Origin of the sequence: Kitasatospora nipponensis, from assembly GCF_039528135.1 — a bacterium.
GTDB lineage: Bacteria > Actinomycetota > Actinomycetes > Streptomycetales > Streptomycetaceae > Kitasatospora > Kitasatospora nipponensis.
This window is the reverse complement of sequence record NZ_BAAALF010000436.1, coordinates 1-1,610: the sequence shown is the minus strand read 5'-3', so window position 1 is coordinate 1,610 and position 1,610 is coordinate 1. Positions and strand designations below refer to the sequence as shown.

Annotated in this window: 1 pseudogene; it reads right to left on the bottom strand. The window is 65.3% G+C overall.

The window, feature by feature from the left end:
• A pseudogene (locus ABD323_RS40965) lies at positions 1-1,610 on the bottom strand (polymorphic toxin-type HINT domain-containing protein); the annotation flags it as partial.

Here is a 1,610-nt window from a genome sequence, read left to right as displayed (position 1 = left end):
GAGGCGAGAGCCTTGCCGGTAATGGTGCCGCCGGCCTGCGTGTAGGCGTCGGATTCCTGGGTCATGCCGGCCAGCCAGTTGCTGTCGACTGTCTGCTCACCAAGGGAGTTGGCACGGCTGACGCTGCGTTGGGTCTTGTCGGCCTTGTAGTCGCCGTCCATACCCTGCAAGTAGGAAGTGACGGTCTTGGTGATCGGGTCGGGTGCGGCACCTGTGACGGTGGTGATGGTGCGGAACCCGCGGAAGTCGTTCCAGGTACGGTACTTGTCGTCGGTGAACTCGGAGTCGTCCCGGTGCCAGGCCGCGCCGTCGAAGTAGATGTACTTGGTGACCTTCGCGGGAGAGGCGGCCTTGGTGAGGTCGTTGTCCGTGACCTGCTCGACGAGGGTCTTGTGGAACCAGTCGGCGATCGGGGCTGCTGCCCCAGGAGTGGTCCAGTAGACGGGATAGCACGCCTTGGTGTTGCTGTCGGCCGAGGCGGGCATGATGCCGTTCACCCTGGAGCATTCCGGGTCGCGGTACTTGACCACGATGGACTCGCCAGTCTCCGTTTGGATGCTGGAGATCCGAGGACGGTACAGCGGCGGGGCTGCCGGGGTGAGGCCGTCGACGCGGTTGTTCATCTCGATGCCGGTAAAGGTCACCGGGTCCAGCGGCGGGCCCGTACCGCCGCCGGCGCTGGTGTCCAGGCCGGTGTGCTGGATCTTGGACAGCCACATCACCGACTGGAGCATCCCGGCATTGGCGGGGTCGACCGTCTTGCCGGTGACCGGGTCCATCGTGCCGCCGGCGTCCGAGAACAGGTGCGTCAGCGCATACAAGTCCACGTCCTGCCAGGCGCTGCCCACCTTCACCTTCGTGGTGATGGACTTCAGCCGGTAGGTGGACCAGAACGTCGGCGACCCGACCTGGCAGACGTTGCTTCCGGTGCCGGAAGTGGCCATGCCGGAGGAGCAGTTGAGGTTATAGGGGGCGTCGGGCCAGTTCGTCGCCGTCGAGGCTGACAGGTTGGGGTACTGGCAGACGGTATCGGAGGTGGTGCACCGCTGACCTGGGGTGAAGACGACCTGCGCCGACGGTTCCCGGCTGGCCTTCGCATCTGCGAGCTTGTAACCGTAGGAGATCTGGGTGAGATACCCACCGCGGGTGTACGGCGTCAGCGTGCCACCACCACCGGACTGGGCGACCTGGCCGTAGCCGAGGTTGTAGTAGTTGGTCTCGTTTGCCCAGTCATAGCGCTGGACGTTGCCGTTCGGGTCCACGACGAAGTCGAGGTTGAACCGGTAGCCGGGCTGCGCGGCGCACTGGGAGTTCTTGCCCGTGGCGGAGCTGTAGCACGGGTCGCCGGGGTTGGGGTGATAGACCGGCACGGCCCAGGCGCTGTTGGTGGCAGCGTCGGAGGCGGTGCCCGGCGCGTGGTTGAGGCCGAGATAATAGGCTGTGCCATCAGTCGTGGTGACCTTGAAGTACTCGCCGTTCCACATGCCGTTCGCGGCACCGGTCAGCAACTCGACCTTGGTGCCGTTGTCGTTCTGCAGGTGGTAGACGCCGTTTGCGTCGCGAACGAGCTGTCCGGATGCGGAGCCGAGCGAGAGCGTGGCGTTCCAGCC